General features: G+C 45.2%; 16 protein-coding genes. 11 read left to right on the forward strand and 5 right to left on the reverse strand.

Annotated features, from left to right (window positions below; translation table 11 throughout):
* Nucleotides 1-293 precede the first annotated feature (293 nt).
* The 7 genes from ACFPIB_RS16325 to ACFPIB_RS16355 all read left to right on the forward strand — a co-directional run bounded on the left by ACFPIB_RS16325 (nt 294) and on the right by ACFPIB_RS16355 (nt 10,980).
* On the forward strand, nt 294-932 hold the full coding sequence (locus tag ACFPIB_RS16325) for a class I SAM-dependent methyltransferase (RefSeq protein ID WP_378018540.1): 639 nt from the start codon (nt 294-296) through the stop codon (nt 930-932).
* A 92-nt stretch (nt 933-1,024) separates the two neighbouring features.
* On the forward strand, nt 1,025-2,851 hold the full coding sequence (locus ACFPIB_RS16330; RefSeq protein WP_378018541.1) for a M61 family metallopeptidase: 1,827 nt from the start codon (nt 1,025-1,027) through the stop codon (nt 2,849-2,851).
* 390 nt (nt 2,852-3,241) lie between these two features.
* A complete protein-coding gene (locus ACFPIB_RS16335) occupies nt 3,242-3,895 on the forward strand; it encodes a hypothetical protein (RefSeq protein ID WP_378018542.1) in 654 nt (217 codons plus the stop codon).
* 65 nt (nt 3,896-3,960) lie between these two features.
* Complete coding sequence (locus ACFPIB_RS16340; RefSeq protein ID WP_378018543.1) at nt 3,961-5,436, forward strand: sodium:solute symporter; 1,476 nt, start codon at nt 3,961-3,963, stop codon at nt 5,434-5,436.
* A gap of 86 nt (nt 5,437-5,522) precedes the next feature.
* A complete protein-coding gene (locus tag ACFPIB_RS16345; protein ID WP_378018544.1) occupies nt 5,523-7,676 on the forward strand; it encodes a T9SS type B sorting domain-containing protein in 2,154 nt (717 codons plus the stop codon).
* A gap of 192 nt (nt 7,677-7,868) precedes the next feature.
* Nucleotides 7,869-9,692, forward strand: a complete 1,824-nt coding sequence (locus tag ACFPIB_RS16350; RefSeq protein ID WP_378018545.1) for an ABC transporter ATP-binding protein — start codon at nt 7,869-7,871, stop codon at nt 9,690-9,692.
* Between the two features lie 403 nt (nt 9,693-10,095).
* Nucleotides 10,096-10,980 carry a DUF2911 domain-containing protein gene (locus tag ACFPIB_RS16355; RefSeq protein WP_378018546.1) on the forward strand — a complete coding sequence of 295 codons (885 nt, stop codon included), beginning with the start codon at nt 10,096-10,098 and terminating at the stop codon, nt 10,978-10,980.
* 410 nt (nt 10,981-11,390) lie between these two features.
* Here the strand turns inward: ACFPIB_RS16355 and ACFPIB_RS16360 are convergent, their stop codons facing one another.
* From ACFPIB_RS16360 to ACFPIB_RS16375, 4 genes are all read right to left on the reverse strand, one after another.
* The gene (locus tag ACFPIB_RS16360) at nt 11,391-12,350 is read right to left on the reverse strand and encodes an XdhC family protein (protein WP_378018547.1); all 960 of its coding nucleotides are present in this window, start codon (nt 12,348-12,350) and stop codon (nt 11,391-11,393) included.
* Nucleotides 12,351-12,453: 103 nt separating this feature from the next.
* The gene (locus ACFPIB_RS16365; RefSeq protein WP_378018548.1) at nt 12,454-12,942 is read right to left on the reverse strand and encodes a hypothetical protein; all 489 of its coding nucleotides are present in this window, start codon (nt 12,940-12,942) and stop codon (nt 12,454-12,456) included.
* Nucleotides 12,943-12,990: 48 nt separating this feature from the next.
* Nucleotides 12,991-15,261, reverse strand: coding sequence for a xanthine dehydrogenase molybdopterin binding subunit (locus tag ACFPIB_RS16370; RefSeq protein WP_378018549.1), 2,271 nt, complete (start codon nt 15,259-15,261; stop codon nt 12,991-12,993).
* Nucleotides 15,258-16,676 carry an FAD binding domain-containing protein gene (locus tag ACFPIB_RS16375; protein ID WP_378018550.1) on the reverse strand — a complete coding sequence of 473 codons (1,419 nt, stop codon included), beginning with the start codon at nt 16,674-16,676 and terminating at the stop codon, nt 15,258-15,260. Before ACFPIB_RS16375 ends, ACFPIB_RS16370 begins: the two co-directional genes overlap by 4 nt.
* 248 nt (nt 16,677-16,924) lie before the next feature.
* Between ACFPIB_RS16375 and ACFPIB_RS16380 the strand changes: the two genes are divergently transcribed.
* From ACFPIB_RS16380 to ACFPIB_RS16395, 4 genes are all read left to right on the forward strand, one after another.
* Nucleotides 16,925-17,350: a hypothetical protein gene (locus tag ACFPIB_RS16380; protein ID WP_378018551.1), complete on the forward strand. Its 426-nt coding sequence runs from the start codon at nt 16,925-16,927 to the stop codon at nt 17,348-17,350.
* 81 nt (nt 17,351-17,431) lie between these two features.
* Complete coding sequence (locus ACFPIB_RS16385) at nt 17,432-18,241, forward strand: MOSC domain-containing protein (protein ID WP_378018552.1); 810 nt, start codon at nt 17,432-17,434, stop codon at nt 18,239-18,241.
* 102 nt (nt 18,242-18,343) lie between these two features.
* Nucleotides 18,344-19,417 (forward strand): hypothetical protein, encoded by a 1,074-nt coding sequence (locus ACFPIB_RS16390; RefSeq protein ID WP_378018553.1) that lies wholly within the window; start codon nt 18,344-18,346, stop codon nt 19,415-19,417.
* Between the two features lie 18 nt (nt 19,418-19,435).
* Nucleotides 19,436-19,912, forward strand: a complete 477-nt coding sequence (locus tag ACFPIB_RS16395) for a nucleoside-triphosphatase (RefSeq protein ID WP_378018554.1) — start codon at nt 19,436-19,438, stop codon at nt 19,910-19,912.
* Nucleotides 19,913-19,936: 24 nt separating this feature from the next.
* Here ACFPIB_RS16395 and ligD read toward each other — a convergent pair whose 3' ends face one another.
* Nucleotides 19,937-20,881, reverse strand: a complete 945-nt coding sequence (ligD, locus tag ACFPIB_RS16400; RefSeq protein WP_378018555.1) for a non-homologous end-joining DNA ligase — start codon at nt 20,879-20,881, stop codon at nt 19,937-19,939.
* Nucleotides 20,882-20,899 lie beyond the last annotated feature (18 nt).

Raw genomic sequence — 20,899 nt, forward strand, 5'->3', positions numbered from 1 at the left:
GGATGATGCATGCAAGGCGTCTGAATAAAGATTATGAGAAGAACAGAATGAACAGCCAATCGATGGTATATATAGCAATGATCTCAGTAATGCTTAAACGTTGCTAATGGCTTTTAAAACAGTTTCTCAGGATGACAGTAAAAAACAGTATCTTTTCAAGCAGAAAAAGTCAATTGCAAACCACACTACCAACTTGAAGAGATCTCTCCTATCGTCGAGATGACCGCAAAAACGCTATACCTTTTAAACTAAAAAACTTACCTTCACTCCTACTCCCAAACCTCAAACCCCCATTGCAAAACAATTTCAACTTTGTAGCCCCATTTTACGACCCGCTTTCCAAACTCATTTTCGGCCAAAGCATAAAAAATTCCCAGCTCAGTTTGCTGCCTTTTATCCCCGAAAATGTTACTGTTTTAATTATTGGCGGCGGCACCGGTTGGATTCTGGAAGAAATGCTGAAACAAAACAAAACAAGCAAAATTCTCTACCTCGAAGTTTCAGAGAAAATGCTGGCACAAAGCAAAAAACGCTATGCAAAACTGTCCCAAAACTCCGAAACTAAAGTTGAATTCCGCCTGGGAACCGAACAAACTTTACAACCTGAAGAAACGTTCGATGTAATTTTCACCGGTTTTCTGCTCGATCTTTTTCAGCCGGAAAATCTGCAAAAGCTCATGCAAAAACTTCACGGGCATTTAAAACCAAATGGGCTTTGGCTTGTGGCCGATTTTGCGCCGCAAAACGCTACCTATTTCTGGCAAAAAAGTCTGCTTAAAACCATGGTGCTGTTCTTCAAACTTACCGCCAACCTGCAAGCCAACACACTACCAGAAATTGAGAAAGCCTTAGAGAATTTTCCGCTGGAGCAATTAAACAAACACCTGTTTTATCATAACCTGATCTTCGCGGCAACTTACCGGAAACGGTAGGGTTTTGTGTTAAAAAACCCATAAACCTTGCATCTGAAGAATAAGATTCCGCCGCTTTTCCTTATCTTCCCTGTTCCAAGATTTCCCGAACTATGAAAAAGACATTCCTGCGTTTTACCGGCAGTTTTTTGCTGCTTTTCCCTACCCTTTTGCTGGCACAAACGCAAACCAATTACAAAATTTCCTTCCCGAATTTAGTGCATCACGAAGCCGAAATAACCGCTGAATTTACCGGCGTACCTTCGGAAACGTTAGAAGTACGCATGGCGCGAAGCTCGCCGGGGCGGTACGCGCTGCACGAGTTCGCTAAAAATGTGTACGCCGTAAAAGCAACCAATTCCAAAGGCGAAACGCTGAAAATTACCCGCCCGAATCTGCACCAATGGAATATTTCGGGCCACGACGGCACCGTAAAAGTTACTTACACCTTATTTGCGGACCGCGTTGACGGAACGTATGCCGGCGTTGATGAAACGCACGCGCATTTAAACGCCCCGGCTACGTTCATGTATGCCCCGGTGTTCGACCAGAAACCTAGTTTTGTAACGTTTGATATTCCGGCCGGAAAGAACTGGACCATTGCCACGCAGTTAAAACCGGAAACCGGAAAGAACACGTTTTCTGCCCCGAATTTCCAGTATTTAATGGATTCCCCAACCGAGCTCGCTGATTTTATGTGGCGCGAATGGCCGGTGCAGGATCAGGGAAAAAACAAAACCATTCGCTTCGCCCTGCATCACAACGGAACCGCTGCCGAATTCGATAAATACGCAGAAGAAACGAAGAAAGTAGTACAGAAGTCGCAACAGGTTTTCGGTGAATTACCCGATTTCGATTTTGGCACTTACACGTTTATTGGCTGCTACGTACCACATGCGGCCGGCGATGGCATGGAACACCGAAACTCTACCACGTTAACCTCGCCAAGACCATTAAAAACCCACGCCAAAGATAATTTAGGCACCGTTTCGCACGAGTTTTTTCATGCCTGGAACGTAGAACGCATCCGTCCGCAAAACCTGGAACCTTTCAATTTTGCCGATGCCAATTCAAGCGATGCACTCTGGTTTGCCGAAGGTTTCACGAATTATTACGGCGATCTTTTGCTTTGCCGCAGCGGCGCAATTTCTGTAGATGAATATGCCAAACAACTCAGCAGCAACCTCGATAATTTCCTGCTGCTGCCCGGAAAAGATCTTTATTCGCCGGCCGAAATGAGTCGGCTGGCGCCTTTTGTAGATGCGGCCCGTTCCGTAGATAATACCAACCGCCTGAATACCTATGTTTCGTATTACACGCACGGCGATGTGTTGGCGTTGGCGCTGGACCTTACGTTGCGAAGCGAATTTGCGGGTTTAAGTCTGGACGATTTTATGCGTGCTGTATGGCAGAAATACGGCAAAACCCAAAAACCTTACGTGCTGAAAGACCTGGAACTGACCTTAGCCGAAGTAACCAAAAACGAACCTTTCGCCAGCGAATTTTTCCAGAAATACATTTACGGCCACGCTCCGGTAGAATTTAAAACGCTCCTGCAAAACGTTGGCATGGAACTCCGCCCCGAAAAAGCAAAACAGGCATCACTCGGTTTCGCGCCGCTTGCTTTTGCCAACAACCGCGCCACCATGCAGATCGGCAGTTTATCAGGAAGTCCGCTTTATAAAGCCGGTGTAGAAAATGAAGACATACTTTTAAAGCTTAACGGCAAAAAAATAACCAGCGCTAAATCGCTAGAGAATATCCTGAAAAAACATAAACCCGGCGATAACGTGATCTTAGAATTTGAGCAGCGCGGCCAGGTAAAAAAAACCACCGTTACTTTAATTGAAAATCCGGATATGGAAGTAGTAACCATTGAAAAAACCGGCAAAACGCTATCCGATTCGACTAAAAAACTCAGAGACAGCTGGTTGAAGTAATGTCTTCAAGTCCCCCTTTGGAGGGGGTTGGGGGAGGACAACATTATTGAAAACTCATATTGCGAAGATACGAAACACGGTGATTCTCCCCTTGAGGACAAGCCAAACGCGAGTTTGAGCTTGCGAGCGGAGCTCATAGAGGGGTGTTTTTCTACATGCGATTACACCCCACCGGCTCCCCTCAAGGGGAGAGTATCAGAAATCGTAAAATTCCTCCCCCTACCCCCTCCAAAGGGGGACTTTTACGTTGAAACGTTTGCATACGGTTAGAACTTAAATACTGTGTACCTTAGAACCAATTTTCTGGCATACTTTTCCAACCAAAATTCCGTTAAAGGAAAGAACCGCAGAATTTTGTAACTTGCTTTCGCACAGCAAATGCAATTGCTTATGAAACTGAAACTTACTTTTCTTGCCTTTTTTGCTACCGTTGGCTTTTCTGCTTTCGCGCAGCAAACTGAAAAAGCGGCTTTAACCAATACTGTTCCGGAAGTTGCCGCAACCGTTTCTTCCGATTCTGTTGCGAAAACAAATCCGAATGCAGATGCAAAAACGGTAGTGCAAATTCCTCAAAAAGTATCGTTCAGTTTATCGGCGGGCACCATGTTCAGCAATTACGGACATGCCTCGTATCTATCGCCAGCCATGTATTACCGCCTGAACAATAAATTCAGCGTGTTTTCCAGCGTTACCTATCTGAATAACAATTTCACATCTTTCGCTTCGGAAAACCGCCAGCCGATGGCTACCAAACATTATCTCGTTCACGTGGGCGGCGCTTACGATGTTTCAGAGAAATTGCGTTTATCGGGCAGCGTTTGGCGGGATTTTTCCGGTATTTCCGGCCAACCCGAAATGATGAACGGTTTTAAAATGCCAGCCAGCTACGGCACCGAATTCAACGCGAGTTACAAATTCAACAAAAATTTCTCCGTGCATGGCAGCATCCGTACTTCCCACGGAAATCCGTACGGTTCGCCTTTTTTCAACAATTACAATTCCTTTAATTCTGGTTTCAGCCCGGCGCAACCCTTCGGATTTTAGAATATAAACCGCAGGCAAAAATCATTGATTTCCTTATCTTTGCTCAAAGCATTTAAGGAAATTTCATGTCGCCAACGCTTATTATCGGCATTATTGCCGCTTATTTCTGCATCCTGATCTTTATTTCTTTCCTCACCGGCAGGAATACCGATTCGCAAACCTTTTTCCTGGCCAACAAGCAATCGCCGTGGTACATTGTGGCTTTTGGTATGATCGGCACGTCACTTTCCGGCGTTACCTTCATTTCTATTCCCGGAACCGTGGCAACCAACAGTTTTTCGTATTTGCAGCTGGTTTTAGGTTATTTACTGGGTTACCTGGTAATTGCCACCATTTTAATGCCGCTTTATTATAAGCTGAACCTGGTTTCGATCTATACCTATCTGGAGAAACGGTTTGGTTACTGGAGCTACAAAACCGGCGCTTTTTTCTTTATTCTTTCCCGCACCATCGGCGCCGCGCTTCGGCTTTACGTGGTGGCCGGCGTGTTGCAATTAGCAGTTTTCGATGCTTTAGGTGTACCGTTCTGGCTTTCCGTTTTAATTACGGTGCTGCTCATCTGGGTGTACACATTCCGCGGCGGTATGAAAACCATTATCTGGACCGATACTTTCCAGACTTTAGCCATGCTGATCTGCGTAGGCACTAGCATCGTTTTAATTTCCAGCGAACTGAACCTGAGTTTCGATGGCATGGTGAACACCATTACGGAAAGTAAATATTCGCAAACCTTTTTCTGGGACGCCAAAGACAGCAAATACTTCCTGAAACAGTTCTTTTCCGGCGCATTTATTACCATTGTAATGACTGGTTTAGATCAGGATATGATGCAGAAAAACCTGAGTTGCAAAAACATTGGCGAAGCGCAGAAAAATATGTTCTGGTTCAGCGTGATCCTGGTTTTAGTAAACGTTTTCTTCCTGGCCTTAGGCGCGCTGCTTTACATTTACGCCGATACCAAAGGCATACAGCTGCCCGCCAAAGGCGACGATGTTTTCCCATTCCTGGCCCTGAAACACTTTAATATTCTGGCCAGCGTAACCTTTATTGTGGGCATTGTAGCCATTACCTACGCTTCCGCCGATTCGGCTTTAACGGCGCTTACCACTTCTTTCTGCGTAGATTTTCTCGATTTTGCCCACCGCGACGAACACCAGCGCGTGCGTTTACGCTACATGGTGCACTTGGGCTTCTCTTTTATGCTGATGTTGGTGATCATGATCTTCCGGGCCATAAACGACCAGAGCGTAATTGCCGCCGTTTTTAAAGTTGCCGGTTATACTTACGGGCCATTACTCGGTTTATACGCTTTCGGCCTTTTCACCAAACGCCACCTCCGCGACAAATGGGTACCGCTTATCTGCGTGGTCTGCCCTATTCTTACCTACATTACCAATGCAAACTCCAAAGAATGGCTTTTCGGCTACGAATTCGGCTTCGAAATTCTGATGCTCAACGGCTTCCTGACCTTTATGGGCTTGTGGTTCATTTCCAAAAAACACCCGGAAGATGTAGTGGCGTTAATGCCGGTGGCTTCTTAAAACAATAGGGTTTTGATGTTAAAAAGTGTTCCTTTCTTAAGTAATTCAACCTGTAACATTTTATATTTATATACATTTTCTTTTCTTTGTTAAAGATACCTTTAACAAGGTTTATGAAACTATATACTTCTTCTTTCATACAACAGCAAAAATTAACCAAAAAGCTATTTGCTTACGTGTTATTTCTTTTTGCCTTATTAGAAAGCACTGGTCATGTTTTAGCTCAAACTCTGCCTACGGTATTATGGGATAAGACATATGGCGGAACAACTAGGGATGAAGCTATCAACATCAAACAAACTTCCGATGGTTCTTATATCATTGGCGGAAATTCATGGTCAGATAAAAATAGCGTAAAGAGCGAATCTGGTAAAGGCATTTTGGATTACTGGATCATAAAAACTGACCAGAATGGTATTAAAATCTGGGATAAAACTTTCGGTTCAGCTAATAACGAATTACTTGCAGATATAATTGAAACTACTGATGGAGGTTATCTCATTGGCGGTACTTCAGCTGGTTCAGGCCCAACCAACGAAGATAAATCTGAATCTTCTAGAGGTGCGAGTGACTTCTGGATTATTAAACTGGATACAAATGGGAATAAAATCTGGGACAAAACCTATGGTGGAAATCATTTAGATAAATTAAATTCTTTTCAAGAAACTGCCGATAGCGGATATATTTTGGGAGGAATATCTAACTCACCTGCAGGTTTTGATAAAAGCCAGAGCTCAAAAGGCTTGACAGATTTCTGGATAATTAAAATTGATTCGAAAGGCAATAAACGATGGGATTCCACTTTTGGCGGAACGCAAAATGACGAATTAAAAGTAATTAAACAAACCCCAGATGGCGGTTACTTGGCAGTAGGAACTTCCAATTCAGAGGTAAGCGGAGACAAAAGCTCGCCAACGCGAGGTAAAGTTGGTGAAGAAGATTACTGGCTTGTAAAACTGGATGCCAATGGCAACAAGCTTTGGGATAAAACCTATGGCGGAGATGCTAATGAAGGAATAGAGAACCTCCTTTTGCTTCCCGATGGGAATTTTATAATTGGTGGGCATAGTAATTCTCCGGTTAGCGGCGAGAAAACCAATACTCCATACCAATACCACTTTCCGCACTATTGGCTGCTGAAACTGGATCAGAACGGTAATAAGATATGGGATAAAAGTTTAGAAGATTTCTCTGTTTTTAGTTACCGCTTAATTTCCGCCAATGATCATGGCTTTCTGTTAGGTTCCACCTTCAATCCAATAATTTCAAAAGCGCAAGGGAAAGGTGAATATGATCTCCGGATTTTCAGGTTAGACTCTTTTGGCAACAAAGTATGGGACAAAATTATTGGTAGTAAAAAGTCTGACAATTGTGAAGGGATGATCCAAACCACAGATGGAACCTTTGTTTTACTCGGCAACTCACTTACCGGCGTTTCCGCCGACAAAACTCATGCAGGCTATGGAGAAAGCGATTACTGGGTAGTAAAACTGAGTGCCGAACCTAAAATAAGTAACCTGGGCCCGATCAGACCAAACTTCGAAAACGATTGTGCCGGAACATATATTAACTTCACGAGCCCTTTCACTTCAAACGCAGATTCAGTAAGCTGGAATTTCGACGATCCTCCATCCGGTGCTTCTAATTCAAGCAACGAAAATTCTCCTTATCATAACTTTACCGGCCCCGGCCCTTACAACATTACACTAACTGTTTATGAAAAAGGTATAGAATCTATTTATACCAGCCTTTTGATCATAAATGAAATTCCGGTGGTTGATCTGGGAAAAGAACAAACTTTCTGCGCCGGGTCTACGCTTCAGTTAACTAATTTAGCCGCCTCACAACCCGGCCAAACCTACAGTTGGAGTACCGGGGATACAACTGCTACTCTAAATGTAACGCAACCCGGAACCTATACACTTAAGGTAGGCAACGGCAGTTGTTTTACATCTGCGAGCGTAACAGTAAAAGCCGATTTCTGTTCCGAAAATTTCCGGATTCCAAACATTATCACGCCAAACAGCGACGACAAAAATGATAAATTCGTGATTCAAGGTATTTTACCAAAACAAGGTAATCTTAAAATTTATAATCGCTGGGGTGGCTTAATTTACCAAAACGATGCGTACGATAATAATTGGCCAGAAGAGAAAATAACTCCTGGTACTTATTATTACTTTCTTAATCTACCTGAGTATGGAAAAACTACCAAAGGCTGGATAGAAGTTTCATACTAATAGTGCCTCTGTAATTTTTAACTTCAAAGCTCATCAACCTCCAAAAACGCTATCCTTTCCAGCTAAAAAACTCCGGCCAATCGCTTCCCAAGCAAAACTCCTTAAATTTCCGTATCTTTGCCCGATTTTCCCCTGAAAAAGCCTGCAAAAACGCTATGCTTAAAGGGAGAAAAACTATTACAAAAGCAAAGAATGGCAAAACGCGGATTCGGACCTTCCAGAAACGGAAGCGCTGACGATAAAGAAAACAAAAAACCTCTTACCAAAGAGAACCTCAAAAAAGGCCTACGGATATTTCATTACGTATTGCCCTACAAAGCCAAATTCATTATCGGGCTTTTCTTTTTAGCGCTTTCAAGCTCCACCTTCATGGTTTTCCCGCTCGTAACCGGCAAGCTCGTCGATTCGGCCATGGGCAAAACCGACTGGTTTGTAAACGACATCAACCTTATTGCGCTCGGACTTTTTGGTGTAATTCTGTTGCAGGGCATTTTCTCTTTCTTCCGCATCTATTTCTTTGCGCAGGTTTCCGAAAACGCAGTTGCCGACATCCGCCGCAGCCTGTACCAGAAATTCATGACGCTGCCCATCCATTTCTACGAAAAACGGCGTGTAGGCGAAATCACCAGCCGCATCACTTCCGACGTTGGCCAATTGCAGGATACGCTTTCTATTACCCTGGCTGAACTTTTCCGGCAGGTCATTACGCTGGTAGGCGGCGTTATTTTTATCATGATCATGTCGGTGAAGCTGTCGCTTTTCATGCTGGCAACCTTCCCGTTCATCATTGTGCTGGCCATGGTTTTCGGAAAAAGAATTAAAAAACTGAGCCGCAGCACCCAGGACGAACTCGCCAAAACGAACGTAATTGTTGAAGAAACACTGCAAGCCATAAACGCCGTAAAAGCCTTCACCAACGAATTTTTCGAAATAAAACGCTATAATACTGCCCTGAATAAAACGGTGCGCACGGCTTTACAGGCTTCGTATTACCGCGGCGCGTTCGTTTCCTTTATCATCATCGGTATTTTCGGCGGCATCATTGCTATTATCTGGTACGGCGCTACGCTCGTGCAACACGGCGATATTACCATTGGCGAACTGCTTTCTTTCGTAATGTACACCACTTTTATCGGCGCTTCGGTTGGCGGTTTAGGCGATCTTTACAGCAAGCTGCAGGTGTCTTTAGGCGCTTCGGAACGCGTGCTGGAAATTCTGGATGAACAAGCCGAACCGGTGCAGGAAAGCGAACCTTTCAACAATGCAGCTTCGCGGGTAACAGGTAATATTGCCTACAAAAACGTAGCCTTCTCCTACCCAACCCGCACCGATGTGCAGGTGCTTAAAAACATCAGCTTCAACATTAACAGCGGCGAAAAAATAGCGTTAGTGGGACCGAGCGGAGCCGGTAAATCTACCATTGTGCAGCTGCTCATGAAATTCTACGACCTGCAAAGGGGCTCCATCAGCATCGACGGGCAGGATATTAACGCTTACAATTTAACGCAGCTGCGCCACAACATCGGCATTGTGCCGCAGGAAACCATTTTATTTGGCGGCAGCATTCGTGAAAACATTGCCTACGGAAAACCGAACGCAACTTTGGAAGAAATTACCGAAGCTGCGAAAAAAGCCAACGCCTACCAGTTCATTTCTTCTTTCCCCGAAGGTTTTGAAACGGTGGTCGGCGAACGCGGCATCAAGCTTTCCGGCGGCCAGCGCCAGCGCATTGCCATTGCCCGCGCCATCCTGAAAAACCCTGCTATTTTGGTTCTCGACGAAGCAACCAGCTCCTTAGACTCCGAATCCGAAAAACTGGTGCAGGATGCCATGGATGAACTGATGAAAGGCCGCACCAGCATTATAATTGCCCACCGTTTAAGCACCATCCGCAAAGCCGATAAAATTTTAGTGATCGATGGTGGTCAAATTGCCGAAGAAGGTTCACACGAAGCACTTTCAGAAGATAACGGCTTGTATGCCAACCTTTTAAAACTCCAACTACAGCAACACTAAAATGCTATGCTTTTAAGCTCAAAAACGCAAAAGGCTGCCTCAATAAGGTGGCCTTTTTTTTGTGCCGTTGTTGGTGTTTTCACTATAGCCGTCAGGCTAATTTCGGGAGCCACTGTAGAGACGCAATACTTTGCGTCTTTCACAGCATTGCGACAATATATTGCAACAATTTTTTGCGTTTTGTTTCAGCCTTGTAATTGCATTTACATCTTAAAACTACTACTGGTACCCCGATTGGAGACGTAAAGTATTCCGTCTCTACCTTCAAAATCTTAACTGTCTTATGCAGACAGCCTTTTTTATGCAGCAGATGTTTGGTAAAGTTTTGTCAAGTCCATTCACAACCTTTTACGGCATTTTTCAGTTTCGGAAAATTACCGATTGATAACCTAAATTCATTTGTATGCACAAGCGAAATTCTTACCTTTTATTCACCCTCTTTTTCAGCTTCACGTTTTTATTCTCCGGCCTTGCCTTTGCGCAAATCGAATTACCTCCCATCAGCCCGCGCGCGAAGATCACGCAGAAAGTTGGCCTCACCGATGTAACCTTCGATTATTCGCGCCCGAGCGTGCAGGGCCGTAAAATTTTCGGCGACCTGGTACCGTATGGCAAAGTTTGGCGCACCGGCGCGAACGAATCTACCAAAATAACCTTTGCCGATAATGTTACTTTAGAAGGCAACCGCGTTCCAGCCGGCACTTACGCCCTTTACACCATTCCCGGCGAAGACCAGTGGACGATCATCATTTACAAAGATCCGACGCTTTGGGGCTCCGATAAATACAACCAGGGCAACGATCTGCTGCGCTTTAACGTGCCGGCCCAGAAAAACGCCAACAACGTAGAAGCCTTCACCATAGACCTGACCAACTACACCCAGAACTCCGCCGACGTAGAATTGCTATGGGCCAAAACAGCCGTTAAATTCCGGATCGAAACTGAAGTAGATGCCAAAGTAATGGCCGAAATCGAGGAACGGATTAAAAACCAGAAAGAACCCGATTACAGTTTATATTACCTGGCTGCCGGTTACCTTTACAACAACGATAAGAACCTGACGCAGGCTCTGGAATGGATCAATAAATCCATTTCCATCGATCCAAAATACTGGACAGTGCACTTAAAAGCGAAAATTCTGGCGAAACAAAAGCGATACGACCAAGCCATTGCCGCGGCCAATGAATCTGTTTTCCTGGCTAAAAAAGCGCGTAACGAAGATTACGTAAAGCTAAACCAGCGCTACATTACCCAATGGAAAAAACTGACCAAACAGAAAGCAGTTTAATTGTTGATTGTTAATTGTTGATTGTTAATTGTTGATTGTTAATTGTTGATTGATAAAAAAAAATGCCCCGGCGAAAGTCGAGGCATTTTTTTATGTGGCAGTTTTCTAGTGAAAAAGGATAGCGTTTTAAAGATAAAGTCCCCCTTTGATGGGGGCAGGGGATGACCATGCATTTCTGATCACAATTGCTTTTTCGGATATTTTTATCCGAAAACCACCTGTTACGGATTTATCAATCCGCATATGAAGGTCTGCAAGGCAGTAAATGCGGGTTAATAGACCTGCCACAGATAACTTCCGGATCTATAGATTCGGAAGAGCAGTTTTTTTACTTAGAATGAAACAGCCCTGAACTTAAAAAAACCTTTCTAACTCGTAAAAACAATTTAACAATTAGACAATTTAATAATTTAACGATTTCGAACCTGAATGATCTGGGCGGCTACGCTGATGGCAATTTCTTCCGGCGTTTCGCTTTTTATCTGAAGCCCTATCGGGGAATATATTTTTTGCAGCGTTTCTTCCGAAAAACCTTCTTCGAGCAACTCGTTAAACAGTTGGTCTACTTTGGTTTTGCTGCCCATCAGGCCGAGGTATTTAAATTTTTTACCGGCCAGTTGTTTCAGGGCTTCTTTGTCAGAACGGTAACCGAAGGTCATGATCACCACGTAACTTTGATCGCCTTCCGGAATAAATTCTGCGAGCTTCGAAAAGGGCGTGATCGTTTTGAAATGTACGATCTGGTTCTGCTCAAAAGTATCCAGCCCCTCCCGGTCATCGAATAAATGCAGGTCGAAACCAAGCAGGCTCATTACTTTAGAAAAAGCAAGTGCTACGTGACCTCCACCAACAATATACACCGAATCGTTTTCCGGCAGCACTTCTGTATATTGCCAAACGGTAGGCTTTTGCGATGAAAAACCATAACGCACCGGCTGGTGCATATCCGGGAAAAAACTTATGCCTTTTTCAATAAGCTGGAGCACGCCTTTTTTCCGGTTCTTAATGGCCGTAATTATTTTTTCAACTTCCGGAAGATCAGTTACCTGCAACGGATAAATACCCACCGACTGGTGCCCCGAACAGATCATGCCCGATTGGTTTTGCGCCGCCAGTTTTGAATGGATCTGGTGTTTCAGAATGGGTTTGGTCTGGTTGTCGGCCAGCATTTTTTTAGCCAGTTCTACGAGTTTATGTTCCATAATTCCGCCGCCTACTGAACCGCACATTTCGCCGGAAATGCGCACGGCCATTTTAAAACCCTGCCGCCCCGGGCTGCTTCCTTCGTGGTGCAAAACTGCCAGTAAAGCTACCGGCGCACCCCGCTGCAAACGCTTCCGCACAAATTCCCAAACCTGTAGATCTTTCATTATTCAGTAATTGGTATTCCGTAAAGTTTATCAGTTCAAATATACAACCGAAGAATTATTCATTAACCCTTATCCCCTATTCGCTCAAAATACTCCCTGATCGCTATTTAAACCAAGTCGCCGCCAGCGCAAAATAAACCGCCATTATTGCCGAAAAAAGCGCGCTAGCCATAAACCGGTGCCGGTACGGTACTTTATTCTGGATCAGGTAATTGGCCGATAAAGAAACCGGCAGATTCACTACAAAAGAAATTGCTGCGATCCGGAAAAGGTCCCAGGATATTTCATGAAAATTACCAGAAAAAAGCTTGATAAAAAACATGTGCCGAGCAATCCATAAAGGGCTGAAATAGGCCAGCGAAAGCAAGGTGCGTTGCAAGGCATTTTTTAAGGAATTGGTTTTCACCAGTTTGCCATCGAGCCACCGGAAATAATTCGGGATCTCGAAGGCATAAAGCGTGGCGCCCAAAACCATCATGCCGAGCATGCGGGTAACGGTGAACTGATTTTGCAGCAGTGCCGCCGCCGTATCGCCGGAAGCATAGATCAGGAAACCTCTGAAGATATTAGAACGGGTGTAAACGAAATTCAAAAAATGGAAATTAAACAGTATAAACGGTAGGGTTTCCGGGCAAAAATCTCAAGGCTGGCTTCCGAAATCCGGATACAAAGTTAGCAATACTTTTTCAGGCGTCATTGGGGCAGAAAATTTTGGTTCAGCCGCCGGCCGGAAAGCTTTTATGGCGTTGCGCAAGGCAAAATAAGCACCAATGCCATACATAAGCGGCGGTTCACCCACGGCTTTGGAACCGAAAATGGCCAGTTTACTGCCTTTGGTATCCATAAAATGCACCTCAATTTCCTTCGGAACAGAATAAATATCGGGTACTTTATAGGTAGAAAGCGCATTGGAAAGCAACCGGCCTTCCTGGTTATAGAGTAATTCCTCCAGCGTCATCCAGCCAATTCCCTGCACCAAACCGCCTTCAATTTGCCCCAGGTCCACGTTTGTATTCAGGCTGGAACCAAAATCATGGGCAATTTTCACGCTATCGATTTCGTAGGTGCCGCGCAGGCAATCTACCGTGGTAGTTATAATGGCGGTGCCGTAAACATGGTACGCAAACGGATGGCCTTTTTCAATCTCCGGGTTAAAATGAATTTCCGGCGTGGCGTAATGGGCATTTTCACTTAAACTAATTCTGCTCCAGAAAGCAGAGAACACGAGTTTTTCCCACGAAAGGTCTACCGTTTTTCCGTTCACCCAAACCTGTTCTTCCTGAATTTCGATCGGTGTATTTTCCGGCAAATTTAACTGAATGGCAATATGCGTTTTCAATCTTTCTTTCAGCGTTTCGCAGGCCATTTGCACCGCTTTCCCGTTCAGGTCGGCGGTGGCAGAAGCAGCCGATGGCGACGTGTTGGCTACGCGCGTGGTGTTGGTGGTTTCTATGCGGATGCGTTTGGGATCAATGCCTAAAACCCGCGCCGCAACCTGCAGCATTTTGGTGTTCACGCCCTGCCCCATTTCTACGGCGCCGGTACTTACGCCTACGCTGCCGTCCTGGTAAATATGCACCAATGCCCGCGACTGGTTCATGGCCGTTTTAGTAAAAGAAATTCCGAAGCAGATCGGCATTAAAGCCATGCCTTTTTTTAGGAATTTATTCTGGCTGTTGAAAATGGTGATCTCGTCGCGCAGTTTCGGCAGATCGTATTTTCCGAAAGCGGTTTGCCAGCAATTTTGCGCTTCGCAGTTTTCGGTAATTTGCCCGTACGGGAATTCATCGCCTTCTTTCAGCAAATTCATTTCCTGCAAAACCGAAGCTTCCATGCCTAATTTTTCGGCGGCGTGCGCCAAAGCAGCTTCAATCACAAACATGCCCTGCGGACCGCCAAAACCCCGGAAAGCTGTATTAGGTGGCAAATTGGTTTTGCAACTGAAAGCAGTAGCCTTTACGTTCGGAATAAAGTAGGAATTGGTGCAGTGAAACAAGGTGCGCTCCAGCACCGCCGGCGAAAGATCGGCAGCAGCACCGGCATTCTGATAAAACGTAACTTCGTAAGCCTGAATTTTAAGATCTTTATCGAAGCCAATTTTAAAATCAGAAGAATACGGATGGCGTTTGCCGGTCATGCGCATGTCTTCCAGGCGGTGTAGCGATAATTTCACCGGCCGTTTGGTTAAAGCTGCACCCAGTAAAGCCATAACGGCCCAGGGCGTTGCCTGATCTTCTTTCCCGCCAAAACCGCCTCCCAAACGCATCACATCCACTTCAATTCTGGACATGCCAATACCCAAAACCGCTGCGCCGTGGCGTTGCACGGCCGTTGGTCCTTGCGTGGAAGTAGCTACGTAAAAGCTGCCGTTTTCTTTTATAAAAGCATAAGCGCCCTGCGTTTCGATGTATAAATGTTCCTGCCCGCCGCTTTCCGCCATGCCTTCAAAAACGTGTTCGCAGGCAGCAAAAGCGGTTTCGGTATTTCCAAGGGCAAAGGTTCGGGGCGGCATAATTAATTTCCCGACTTTATGCGCTTCCCGCGGGTCCGTAATTACCGGCAGTTTTTCAATTTCGATCTGAATTTTGTGGGAAGCAAGTTGTGCCTGCAATTCCGTTTCAGCTAAAACCACGGCAATGGGCTGGCCCCAGAAATGCACTTCGCCGTCGGCTAAAAGCGGTTCATCGGCAATAATACCCCCGATCTGGTTTTGACCGGGAACATCGTTGGCAGTAAAAATTTTCACCACGCCGGGCATGTTTTGCGCTTCCGAAAAATCGAGGTTCAGAATTTTACCGTGCGCTACCGGCGAGCTGAAAACCCAGGCGTAAAGCGTTCCCTGCCGCACCGGAATATCGTCGAGGTAAACCGATTCGCCGCGCACGTGGTTAAAAGCATCGATGTTTCTCATAGCAGGTTTTCGGCGGTTAAGGTGTTGGGGAACAGTTTCAGGAAATGCGCAAAGAAAAGCTGGCGCAGCAAGAGGCGTTTATACGTTTCGGAACCGCGCGCATCGCTGATTGGGGCAATTTCAGTTTGTAGCAATGTAGCGGCTTCTTTCAGCGTTTCCGGAGCAATTTCTTTACCAATCAGGAAAGCCGATGTCTGCATAAAATACTGCGGAATGGGGCCAATGCCGCCGGCGGAAAGATGCGCTTCATAAATTACGTTGCTTTCCGCTTTAAGCATGATGGCCGAATTTACGCTGGCAATATCGAGATGGGTGCGTTTCGATACTTTCTCAAAATTGAAATGCGTGTTTTTATCCGGAATATCGAACGTGATTTTTTCAATTATTTCGTCGGGTTCTTTCGCCAGTTTTTTATAACCGAGGTAAAATTCTTTTAACGGAAGTTCGCGGTGATTACCACTTTTTTGCAGGAAAATGGTAGCGTTTAGCGCCAGAAAAAAGATGGTCAGATCCCCGATCGGCGAAGCATTGGCAAAGTTTCCGGCAACGGTGCCCATGTTGCGGATCTGCGTGGAAGAAACCAGTTTCAAATACTGATGTAGTTCCGGAAACGCTGCCTGCATGGCTTCACTTTGCCGCAATTCTTCTACCGTGGTATTACCGCCAATGGTTATTTGCCCCAAATCATTTGTAATGCCTTTTAAACCAGAATCCTGGGCCAGCGTTCTAACGGTTGAAAGTTGCACTGCTTCCGGCTTTTGCACCAACAGATCCGTTCCGCCTCCAATCAGATATTCGACTTTTTCCTCCGGAAACCCTACCGTTTTTTTAGCTTCCTGGGTTTGTAAAGCCTGCAAACGTTGCGGAATTTCCGGGAAATACGCTGGTATAAACTGACTTTTTACGAGCCAATCCATACCGTTTTCCGTCGTTTTTTCTTTCAAATTAATTACCAGTTTTTTGGCGGCGCGTTCCAATGATTTATAACCGGTGCAGCGGCAAATATTTCCATCCATGGCTGCCAATGCTTTTGGGTAAGTCGGTTCTTTTTCAGAAAGGCAAAACCCGGAAAGCGACACCACAAAACCGACCGTACAGAAACCACATTGCGTACCGTTTTCTTCCACAATGGCTTTTTGTACCGGGCTTAGTTCATCTAAATTCAGGCCTTCTATCGTTACAATGTGCTTTCCTTCGGCGTTTGCCAGCGGCATTAAACAGGAAGTAACGGACCGGTAATGGACCTGCCCGTTTTCCAAAGATCCGACCAGAATAGTACAAGCGCCGCAATCACCTTCACGGCAGCCAATTTTGGTGCCTTTCAGGTGTTGCTGATAGCGGATAAAATCGAGCAAAGGCAAACCGGGCGGCTGATCGGTGCTGATGCTTTGCTGGTTCAATATAAATCGGGTCATCGGGTTCTTTTTAAACGGCGGAACTATGTAAATATAGGTTTTTCCGGTAAGATGTACGGGAATTGCACCGCACAATTTTCCTATTCCTAAAACAGAAATATTTCAACGCAAAAAAACCAGTTCATTTAATGTTTATAAAATATAAACAAGAAACACAATACTTTTTCTAATAAAATCAGTATGAATACACTAAGTAAATTTTTTAGCATATAACTTGCCCTTAATTCTCACCTTTTAGACTCTTTGGCATGCAGCATGAACTCTTAAATAACCTCAATAAACCTTTTCTGCGTTGGGAGTACGATAAAGAAAATAACTGGCTCTACCTGAACTGGATAAGTTTTGTTACTAAAGACAACCTGATAAAAGGTGCCGACCTGGTGTTGGAAATAATTCAAAAAAATCATTACGCCTATATTCTAAACGATAACCGGGAACTGTGTGGCCCCTGGGATAGCTCCAACGATTACCTCGAGTGCAATTGGATATCTCAAATGAAAGAAGCCGGGCTGCAATATTTTGCGCATGTGCTGGCTCCAAATGTAGCTGGTGCTTTATCGGCCCAGGATCTTCACCGCCGGGCGAACGGCATTTTCAACATGCAGCTTTTCGGTGATGTGGAGAAAGCAAAACAATGGCTGAAATCCATGCAGGCTCAGAGCTATGCCATCTGATAATGCCATCACAGGCGGGTATATTTGTGCTTAATATGCCGGAATTTAAGTAGTTTCGCGGTCTCATATCCAGAATTTTCTATGGCAATTTATACCCTTTCCGACATTTACATTTACCCTATCAAATCTTTAGGCGGAATTCGGGTGAACGAGACGCTGGTTGAAAAACGGGGGTTGCAATACGACCGTCGCTGGATGTTGGTAGACGAAAAAGGCAATTTTCTGACGCAACGCAAATTTGCGCACATGGCTTTGCTGCAGGTTGAATTAACGGATACCGGTTTCCTGGTTTCCCATAATCAGCAAAAAATGGCGCCGCTGCAAATTCCTTTTGAGGCCAACGACGAAAAAACCAAACTGGTAAGCATCTGGAACGACGTATCTTTTGCCTTTGAAGTAACTGCTGAAGCGAACGCCTGGTTTTCGGAAGCCTTGGGAATGCCGTGTAAACTGGTGCACATGCCCGATAACGCCATGCGCCACGTAGATCCGGAATATGCCCGCCCGAATGACCTGGTTAGTTTTGCAGATGCGTATCCATTCATGATGATCGGGCAGGAAAGTTTGAATGATCTGAACAGCCGACTGGCGGAACAATTGCCAATGAACCGTTTCCGGCCGAATCTGGTCTTTACCGGCGGCTCCGCTTTCGACGAAGATACCTGGACCGAATTTACCATTGGCGACACCACTTTTTTTCCGGTAAAACCCTGCGCACGCTGCTTAGTAACTACCATAAACCAGGAAACGGCCGAGCAATCTGCAGAACCTTTAAAAACGCTGGCAACATATCGCACGCAAAACAATAAAGTGAATTTTGGCCAGAACCTGATCCATAACGGTTTGGGTACCACTCTGAAAACAGGCCAGCAACTGGAAATCATCGACTAGGCTGCGGCACTATTTTCAGGATAAAAATTTCAAAACCGTTATTCCTGAAATTTTGCTTATTTTTACATAACCGGCTTCAGATTTTGTATTCCGGTTTCAGTTATGACTGCCGCTCCGAATTTTTCTACCCTTTCCCATACCGTTTCGTTACGTTTACAGCACCGGCTAATTGCTGTTTGGGCGCTGGCGGAAGGCGTTTTGGGCGGCATTTTACACGCTTTACATATACCCCTTACAGGTCTGGTGGTAGGCAGTATTGCGGTTTGCTGTTTAAGTCTGCTGGCACGTTTCCGGCGGCGGCGAGGCGACCTTCTAAAAGCTACCATACTTGTTTTGCTGGTAAAAGCCATGCTAAGTCCGCATGCGCCTTTGGCCGCTTACATTGCCGTTTTGAGCCAGGGTTTGCTAGCCGAACTTTTCTTCCTTTCCGGCAAAAACTTCAAACTGAACGGCATTTTATTCGGATTTTTCACGCAATTGCAATCGGCTTTATTGCATATAGGTAAACTGGTGTTGGTTTTCGGAATTGATATCTGGGTTGCGATGGATGAATATCTGGGTAAAATTGCGCAAAGCCTTGGGCTGCAGAACGGACCATTTACGGTTTACCTGGCGGTAATTTATGTTGGTGTACACGTTCTGGCAGGTATTTTTATTGGTTTTGTGGCCGCAAATTTACCTTCCCGTTTACCCAAAACTTCCGGAATAGCGGCTGAATTTTCCTTGCCAGAAGAGTTGCTGCAAAGTAAAATTGAACCGAAACCCAAAAGGAAAAGATTCAAGCTGCAATTCAGTCTGGTGGTTATCTGGCTGGTTTTGCTGGCGGTTTTTCTGCAATCTTATTTCGGCATTGGTCCGGTATTTTTACCAAAGCATAAGATCTTTCAGATTTTGATCCGTTCCGTTCTGATCGTTTCGGTTTGGTATTTTGTGATTTCGCCGTTGCTTTTACAGTTGCTGAAAAAGTGGCTGGCTGGCAAAAAAAGTGCACTGCAAACGGAGCTCGAAGCCATTTTAAACTTGCTTCCGGAAATGGGTGCGCTTCTGAAAAAAAGCTGGCTGCAAAGCGCAAACCTTACGGGAATAAAAAGACTGCGTACGTTCCTGAAACTTGCTTTCGGGCAATTATTTGTACTACCTTCCGAAACGCCGGTCCTGTTTTCTCCTGAAAAATAATACCGTTTTCATACGCAATTGGCCAAGATCTTTCTCATAACCGGACCTACGCAAAGTCGCAAGACCACCCGCCTGACCCATTGGTGCAGCGGCCGGACCGATGTGGGTGGCCTGCTTTCACCGATCGTATTTAATAAACGCTGTTTCCAGAATATCCGCACGCAGGAATGGCTGGCTATGGAAGCTGAACTGGATGAAGCCGAGGTGCAACAGGTTGGCCGCTATACATTTTCAGAGAGAACATTTGCCTGGGCCAACCATGTTTTGCTGCAAACCAGCCGCTTACCAGGCATTAAATGGCTGGTTGTTGATGAAATTGGTCCACTGGAACTACAGGGAAAAGGCCTTAATCCGGCGCTGGAAATAATTTTTTCAAACCTGCCTCCGCACCTGAATCTGATCCTGGTGATCCGGGAAAAGATCTGTGAAAGTGTGCTCGAAATTTATGATCTGAAACGATACGGCGTAGAACTGTTCCACTACCCGGAAAACTAAACGTTAGTTTTTAGGGCTGAATTCCTAGCGTTTATTATCTTTTTCAGTTACTACTTTCTTCGCCGAAATTTCTTTTTCCCGGCTTACTTCGGTGGCTTTTTTATCTTCCCGTAAACCTTCAAAAATGGCCTGCCGCACCAGTCCTGCAGAGGTCCATTCGGCAAAAGAAATCTCGCAAACCAATTCCGGTTTTACCCAGGTTACCGTGCGGCTAACTTTCACTTTACCGGCAAACGGCGATTCCTCCTGTTCCAGCGGTTTCAATTTGCTGATCAGGATTTCCAGGCTTTCGCGGTTGAAGCCACTGCCGCTCTGGCCAATATATTGCAATTTACCGCCTTCGTAAACTCCTAATAATAATGTCCCGATATGGATACGACTGCCTTTGGGTTCGGTGTAGCCACCAATTACCACTTCCTGCCGCAAATGCGTTTTTACTTTCAGCCAATCGTCGGAACGTTTGCCGGTTAAATATTTGCTGTCGGCTTTTTTGGCCATAATGCCTTCGGTCTGCAATTTTTCAGCTTCTTTAAAAAACGCAATACCTTTTTCAACCCGGTGCTCGCTGTAACGGATCGGATCTGTGTTTTGCAGCAGCTCTTCAAGGCGTTTTTTCCGTTCCAGCAAAGGCAGTTGCCGCAGATCTTCGCCGTTCAGATAAAGAATATCGAAAACGTAATAGTATAAATGTTCGGTAGGCGTATTCTGAAAGTTCTGCAGATCCTGGAAAATGACGCGGCCTTTTTTATCCTGCACTACAATTTCGCCGTCCAGAATTGCTTTATCTGCTTTTAGTTTCTCCAGGGCTTTTACCAGTTGTGGATATTGCGATTTAAAAGAATTGCCGCTGCGCGAATAAAGCTCCGTTTTTCCGTTTTCCACTTCGGCAATCGCCCGGAAACCGTCCCATTTATTTTCAAATATCCAGTCCGGGTGGTCGAAAGGTTTGTCGGTGAGGCGCGCCATCATGGGTACGATGCGGTGAGG

This window comes from Adhaeribacter terreus, assembly GCF_042657365.1.
In the GTDB taxonomy this organism is placed as follows: domain Bacteria; phylum Bacteroidota; class Bacteroidia; order Cytophagales; family Hymenobacteraceae; genus Adhaeribacter_A; species Adhaeribacter_A terreus.

Excerpts from the sequence above, each read along its gene's own strand:
- ACFPIB_RS16330 (WP_378018541.1), top strand. The coding sequence starts at position 1,025 with ATGAAAAAGACATTCCTGCGTTTTACCGGCAGTTTTTTGCTGCTTTTC.
- ACFPIB_RS16335 (WP_378018542.1), top strand. The coding sequence starts at position 3,242 with ATGAAACTGAAACTTACTTTTCTTGCCTTTTTTGCTACCGTTGGCTTT.
- ACFPIB_RS16340 (WP_378018543.1), top strand. The coding sequence starts at position 3,961 with ATGTCGCCAACGCTTATTATCGGCATTATTGCCGCTTATTTCTGCATC.
- ACFPIB_RS16350 (WP_378018545.1), top strand. The coding sequence starts at position 7,869 with ATGGCAAAACGCGGATTCGGACCTTCCAGAAACGGAAGCGCTGACGAT.
- ACFPIB_RS16355 (WP_378018546.1), top strand. The coding sequence starts at position 10,096 with ATGCACAAGCGAAATTCTTACCTTTTATTCACCCTCTTTTTCAGCTTC.
- ACFPIB_RS16360 (WP_378018547.1), bottom strand. The coding sequence starts at position 12,350 with ATGAAAGATCTACAGGTTTGGGAATTTGTGCGGAAGCGTTTGCAGCGG.
- ACFPIB_RS16370 (WP_378018549.1), bottom strand. The coding sequence starts at position 15,261 with ATGAGAAACATCGATGCTTTTAACCACGTGCGCGGCGAATCGGTTTAC.
- ACFPIB_RS16375 (WP_378018550.1), bottom strand. The coding sequence starts at position 16,676 with ATGACCCGATTTATATTGAACCAGCAAAGCATCAGCACCGATCAGCCG.
- ACFPIB_RS16380 (WP_378018551.1), top strand. The coding sequence starts at position 16,925 with ATGCAGCATGAACTCTTAAATAACCTCAATAAACCTTTTCTGCGTTGG.
- ACFPIB_RS16385 (WP_378018552.1), top strand. The coding sequence starts at position 17,432 with ATGGCAATTTATACCCTTTCCGACATTTACATTTACCCTATCAAATCT.
- ACFPIB_RS16390 (WP_378018553.1), top strand. The coding sequence starts at position 18,344 with ATGACTGCCGCTCCGAATTTTTCTACCCTTTCCCATACCGTTTCGTTA.
- ligD (WP_378018555.1), bottom strand. The coding sequence starts at position 20,881 with ATGATGGCGCGCCTCACCGACAAACCTTTCGACCACCCGGACTGGATA.